The 5,642-nt window shown below is 66.4% G+C and carries 5 protein-coding genes; 1 reads left to right on the forward strand and 4 read right to left on the reverse strand.

Annotated features, from left to right (window positions below; translation table 11 throughout):
* The 4 genes from VGC18_RS02395 to VGC18_RS02410 form a co-directional block, all read right to left on the reverse strand.
* A partial coding sequence (locus VGC18_RS02395) for a glycoside hydrolase family 3 protein (protein WP_331093838.1) occupies nucleotides 1-980 on the reverse strand: 980 nt, incomplete at its 3' end.
* A gap of 94 nt (nucleotides 981-1,074) precedes the next feature.
* Complete coding sequence (locus tag VGC18_RS02400; protein WP_331093840.1) at nucleotides 1,075-1,947, reverse strand: carbohydrate ABC transporter permease; 873 nt, start codon at nucleotides 1,945-1,947, stop codon at nucleotides 1,075-1,077.
* On the reverse strand, nucleotides 1,947-2,972 hold the full coding sequence (locus tag VGC18_RS02405) for a sugar ABC transporter permease (RefSeq protein WP_331093842.1): 1,026 nt from the start codon (nucleotides 2,970-2,972) through the stop codon (nucleotides 1,947-1,949). Before VGC18_RS02405 ends, VGC18_RS02400 begins: the two co-directional genes overlap by 1 nt.
* Nucleotides 2,973-2,981: 9 nt before the next feature.
* Nucleotides 2,982-4,280 (reverse strand): ABC transporter substrate-binding protein, encoded by a 1,299-nt coding sequence (locus VGC18_RS02410; RefSeq protein ID WP_331093845.1) that lies wholly within the window; start codon nucleotides 4,278-4,280, stop codon nucleotides 2,982-2,984.
* 158 nt (nucleotides 4,281-4,438) lie between these two features.
* Here VGC18_RS02410 and VGC18_RS02415 point away from each other — a divergent pair, with 158 nt between their 5' ends.
* The gene (locus VGC18_RS02415) at nucleotides 4,439-5,470 is read left to right on the forward strand and encodes a LacI family DNA-binding transcriptional regulator (protein ID WP_331093847.1); all 1,032 of its coding nucleotides are present in this window, start codon (nucleotides 4,439-4,441) and stop codon (nucleotides 5,468-5,470) included.
* The last annotated feature ends 172 nt before the right edge of the window (nucleotides 5,471-5,642 follow it).

Consider the following 5,642-nt stretch of genomic DNA (forward strand, 5'->3'; position numbering starts at 1 on the left):
CTGCGGATCCGCTCCGCGAGCGGCTCCAGGTAGGCGTCCCCCGTCGGAAGCTCGATGTCGATTCCCGCCTCGAGCGCGAGCGCCGCGGCCTCGCCGCGGTCGGCCGCCACGGCGTGCATGACCTCGAGGAACGCGATCGCGAAGTAGTCGGCGACGACGACGCCGTCGAACCCCAGCGTGCCGCGCAGCAGATCGGTGACGTAGGCGGGGTTGGCGGCCATCGGGATGCCGTCGACCTCGGTGTAGGAGTTCATGACCGACCGCGCGCCGCCGTCGCGGATCGCCATCTCGAACGGCGGCAGGAAGACATCCGCGATCTCCCGCGGCCCGGCGTAGACCGGGGCGTGGTTGCGGCCGGCGCGTGAGGAGGAGTAGCCGAGGAAGTGCTTGAGCGTCGCGTGGATGCCTGCCCCCTGGAGGCCGCGCACATAGGCGGTTCCGACGGTGCCGACGAGATACGGATCCTCGCCGATGCACTCGTCCACCCTGCCCCAGCGGGGGTCACGGATGACGTCGAGCACCGGGGCCAGCCCCTGGTGGATGCCGAGCGGCTTCATCGATCCGCCGATGGCGGCCGCGACCTGCTCCACCAATTCGGGGTCGAAGGATGCGCCCCAGGCCAGCGGCGTCGGGAAGGTCGCGGCCGTCCACGCGGCGAGCCCGGTCAGGCACTCCTCGTGCACGAGCGCGGGGATGCCCAGGCGCGTCTCGCGTTTGAGCCGCCGCTGCTCGCCCCACAGCCACGCCGCACGCTCCGCCGGATCGACGGGGCGCGTGCCGTACACGCGGGTGTAGTGCCCGAGCCCGTTACGGGTGACCTCGGAGAGATCGCCCGCGGCCTTCTGGTCCGCGGCCATCTCGCCCTGCATCGGCGCGACGAGACCACTCTGGTCCAGCCAGTACCCGACGATCTGGGCGAGCTTCTCTTCGAGGGTCATCCGCGCGTGGATCGCGCGCACGCGCTCCGATACCTCTGGCATGGCCGGGACAACAACATTCACCGAATTATCACTTTCATTTACAGGAATCGAACCGACCATCACACGCCGCGGCGACGGGCCGACGGCGAGCGCATCAGCCCTTGACGGCCCCGGTCAGGCCACCGACAATGCGCCGCTCGAACAGCGTGAAGAAGATGAGCGCCGGAATCATCGAGAGGGAGGTGAACGCCAAGACCTTGGCCGTGTCCACCGAGTACTGCGATGCGAAGGCCTGCACGCCGAGCGGCAGGGTGAACGTCGACTGGTCGTTGAGGATGAACAACGGCAGCAGGTAGCTGTTCCAGCTCGCGATGAAGGCGAGGATGCCCGTGGTGACCACCCCGGGCAGCGACAGCGGCACGACCATCCGGAAGAAGAATCCGAGTCGACTCGCCCCGTCGATCGACGCGGCCTCCTCGATCTCGTCGGGGATCGCCTTGAGGAACGGCACCAGGATGATGACCGTCGTCGGCAGGCCGAACGCGATCTGGGGCAGGATCACCCCGGCCAGATTGTTCATCAGACCGAGGTCCTTCACCAGGATGTAGAGCGGCGTGATCGCGACGGTCATCGGGAACATCAGGCCGGCGGCGAACAGGGAGTACATCGCCCCCCGTCCCTTGAAGTCGTAGCGGGCGAGCACGAAGCTCACCATCAGGCCGAGCACGACGACGCCGATGGTCGTGGTGACGCCGGCGATGGCCGAGTTGCCCACCTCCTGCCAGAACATCGAACTCGTCAGCACACTCGCGTAGTTGCTGAAGAGCCAGGGGCTCGGGAACCCGGCCGGCGAGGAGGTGATCTGGGCGTTGCTGCGGAAGCCGCCGATCACGATGTACAGGACCGGGGCGAGACACACCGCAATGAAGAGCAGTGCGACGAAGTAGGTAACCGGGTTGCCCCACTTGACGCGGTCGCGGGACGGCCGCATCTCGTGCGGCGCCGTCTCCAGTGTCGTGGCTGTCATTACTTCTGCCTCTCGGTGACCGCGCCGGCCATGTCGCGTCGCAACACGAAGCGCTGATAGATCAATGCAATGACGAGCGAGATCAGGAACATCACGACCGCGACGGCGTTGCCGTAGCCGTAGTTACCCGAGGTGCGCCCGTTCGCGACCATGTAGGTCGCCATGGTGGAGGTGCCCGCCGTCGAGGCGACGTACTGGCCCCAGATGATGTAGACGAGGTCGAACAGCTGCAGTGAACCGATGATCGATAAGAAGGCCCAGATGCGGATGGTCGGCCCGAGCAACGGCAGCGTGATGCGCCACTGGATCTGCCAGTAGCCCGCGCCGTCGATCGCCGCGGCGTCGAAGAGGTCCTCGGAGATGCTCTGCAGTCCGGCGAGGAAGAGGATGACGGCGAAGCCGATGTACTTCCAGGAGATGATGACCATCAACGACCAGATGGCGATCTTGGGATTGGAGAGCCAGTCGGCCTTGAACGCGCCGAGACCGATGTGCTGCAACAGGTCGTTGACGGCACCCGATGTCTGGAGCATGAGGCTCCAGCCCGTGCCGACGATGACCTCGGAGATGACGTAGGGCACGAAGATCAGGACGCGGATGAGCGAGCGTCCCCGGATCTTCTGGTTGAGCAGAAGCGCGAGGACGATCGCGATCGGCCCCTGGATGATCAGGGACAGCACGACGATGAAGCCGTTGTGGAGCAGCACCTCGTGGAAGGCCTTGTCCGCGAAGATCAGGACGTAGTTGGCGAATCCGACGAAGTCGGTCGGCACCCCGAAGCCCTTCCAGCGGAAGAAGCCGTAGTACGCCGCCAGTCCGACCGGGAAGATCACAAAGGCGAGGAAGATGATGATCGCCGGTCCCGCGAGGACGGCGATCTCGATGCGCTTGCGCCAATCCGCGGCCCGGAGCGGGGCCCGCCGCCCGGTGGGGGACGATGCACGACGTGCACCGTCCCCCACCTGCTGCGTGCCCTGAAGCGGCTGCCGATCGATTGACGACTTCGCGTCCAGGGAGCTGCTCATGATGACGATTTATCCCTTAGCTGCGGCTTCGTTGACGGACTTGATGATCCCGTCGACTGAGCCCTTACCGGCGAGCAGGTCGACCACGCCGGTGTTGAGCGCGTTGCCGATGTTCTGCCCATAGAGAGTGTCCAGGTACTGCGACACGAACGGCGCCTTGTTGTAGGCCGTGAGGACCGACTTGAGGTACGGCTCGGTGACGGCGCTCTGCGCATCCTTGTTGACGGGGATGGAGTCGAAGGCCTTGTAGTAACCCTCCTGCACGCTCTGTGTTGCCATGTAGTTGAGGAACTCGGTGCACTGCTTCTTCGGCGCCTTGGCCGAGCAGGAGTAGGCGTCGAGGCCACCCATCATCGAGGCCGGGTCGCCCTTGCCTCCGGAGACGGTCGGGAACGGGAACCAGCCGAGGTCGGGCAGCGCCTTCTCGTCGGGGGTCAGCGAGCTGATCACTCCGGGATCCCAGGCGCCCATGAGCTCCATGGCGGCCTTGTGGTTGGCCAGGAGGCCGGCCGAGCTGCCCGCGCCCTGCTGCGCGGCCGTGGTGAGGAAGCCGTTGTTGAACGGGTCGGTGTCGTTGAAGGCCTTGAGGTCGTTCCCGGCCTTGGTCCAGCAGCTGTCGTCGAACTTGAGCGACGACGCCGACTTTTCCAGGGTGGACTCGCTGCACTCGCGAAGTGCGAAGTTGTAGTACCAGTGGGCGGCGGGCCACGCGTCCTTTGCGCCAACGGCGACTGGCTCGATCCCCGCGGTCTTGAGCTTGGCGATGTCGGCGTTCAGCTCGTCCATCGTGGTGGGCGTCGTGTCGATACCGGCGGACCTGAAGAGGTCCTGGCTGTACCAGATGCCCTCGGGGAGGACGTCGACCGGCATCGCGTAGACCTTGCCCTTGTAGGACTCGCCCTTGAGCGCGCCATCGCTCACGGCGGCCTTCGTCGTGGAGTCGAGGGAGTCGCTGATGTCCAACAGCTGTCCAGCGTCGGCCATGGCGGCCATCTTGCCGCCACCGCGCTGCAGGAAGATGTCGGGAGCGTCACCGGAGTTGAGCGCCGTCTGGAGCTTTCCGTCGAGATCCTCGTTCTGGAGAGTCTGGATCTTGATGGTGACGTTCTTGTGCGATGCTTCGAAGTCCTTGACGGTCTTCTCCCAGAATGCCTTGCCTGGGCCGGTCGTCGAGTTGTGCCAGAAAGTCATGGTGACCTTGCCGTCAGCCGAATTGCCGCCGCTGCCGCTGCCGGAACAGCCCGAGGCGAGCAACGCGGTGCCCACGGCGAGCGCGATAACACCCGCGACTCGAATTTTCCTCTTCATTGTGGAAACCCCTTGGTTGGTTGGTGATGCACGGCAGCCTTGCCGCGCAGTACAGACTGGCACCGGGATGCGCGTCTTGTCAATCGATATCGATAACGATTTCTAAGCGGACCCGCTTCTCCCACGGATCCACCGCCGCGGGCGGTAGCGTAGGCATTATGGACATCCAGATCAATCCATCCCCCTCGTTCGGACGGGTCACGATCTCCGATGTCGCGCGCGCCGCGGGCGTCTCGGTCCCGACGGTGTCCAAGGTCGTCAACGGCCGATACGGCGTCGCGGCGGCCACCTCGAAGCGAGTGCTGGACGTCGTCGCGGCGCTCGGTTACGAGACCTCCCTGGTCGCCGCCAGCCTCCGGCGCCAGCGCACCAATGTCATCGGGATCCTGGTCGCCGAATTCGAATCGTTCTCCACCGAGCTGCTCAAGGGCATCTCCTCCGCCGCCGCGGGGACCGGATACGAGCTGCTCGCCTACTCCGGCCTCGTCGCCGGCGTGAACAGAGCCGGCTGGGAGCGCCGGTCGCTGTCACGGCTGGCCGGCACGCTCATCGACGGGGCCATCATCGTCACGCCCACGATGCTCATGCCGACGACCTCGATTCCCGTGGTCGCCATCGACCCGCACGCGGGACCCGGCGGCCCGTCGACCATCGACTCCGACAGCGTCGGCGGGGCACGGGTCGCGACGCGGCATCTCATCGACCTCGGCCACCGCCGCATCGCCCACATCCGCGGGCGTAGCGACCTCGATTCCGCCAGGCTCCGCGAGGCCGGCTATCGCGAGTCGCTCGCCGAGGCGGGCATCCCCTTCGACCCGGAGCTCGTCCGCGACGGCGGCTATCAGTCGGCGCTGACCGCCGAGGCCGCTCGTGAGCTGTTGACCAGACCGGATCGGCCGACGGCGGTGTTCGCCGCCAACGACATGTCGGCCCTCGGCGTCGTCGCGGTCGCGCATCAGCTGGGGCTGCGGGTCCCGGAGGACGTCTCCGTCATCGGCTTCGACGATGTGCCGGAGGCGGCGAGCTCCACGCCGCCGCTGACCACCATGGCCCAGCCCCTGCAGGACATGGGTGCGCGCGCCCTGCGCATGCTCATCGAGCTGCTCGACGGCCACGAGGTCCCCGGGCACGTGCAGCTGCCGGCCGAGCTCGTCATCCGGTCGAGCACGGGTCCCGCACCCGTTCTCTGATCGCGGCCTCTCGTCGACGTCGTCGGGCAGGCCGGCACCGCCGGCCCGGTGACCTCGTGGCCGTTTTTGGGCATCCGCCGCGGGCGCTGATATGTTGGCAGAAACAACAATTTCCCCGGAAAGTGACGGTGCGACGATGCACTCTGCGGTTCCATTCTCGATGGCCCATCGG

It is taken from the genome of Lacisediminihabitans sp., assembly GCF_036404185.1.
GTDB lineage: Bacteria > Actinomycetota > Actinomycetes > Actinomycetales > Microbacteriaceae > Lacisediminihabitans.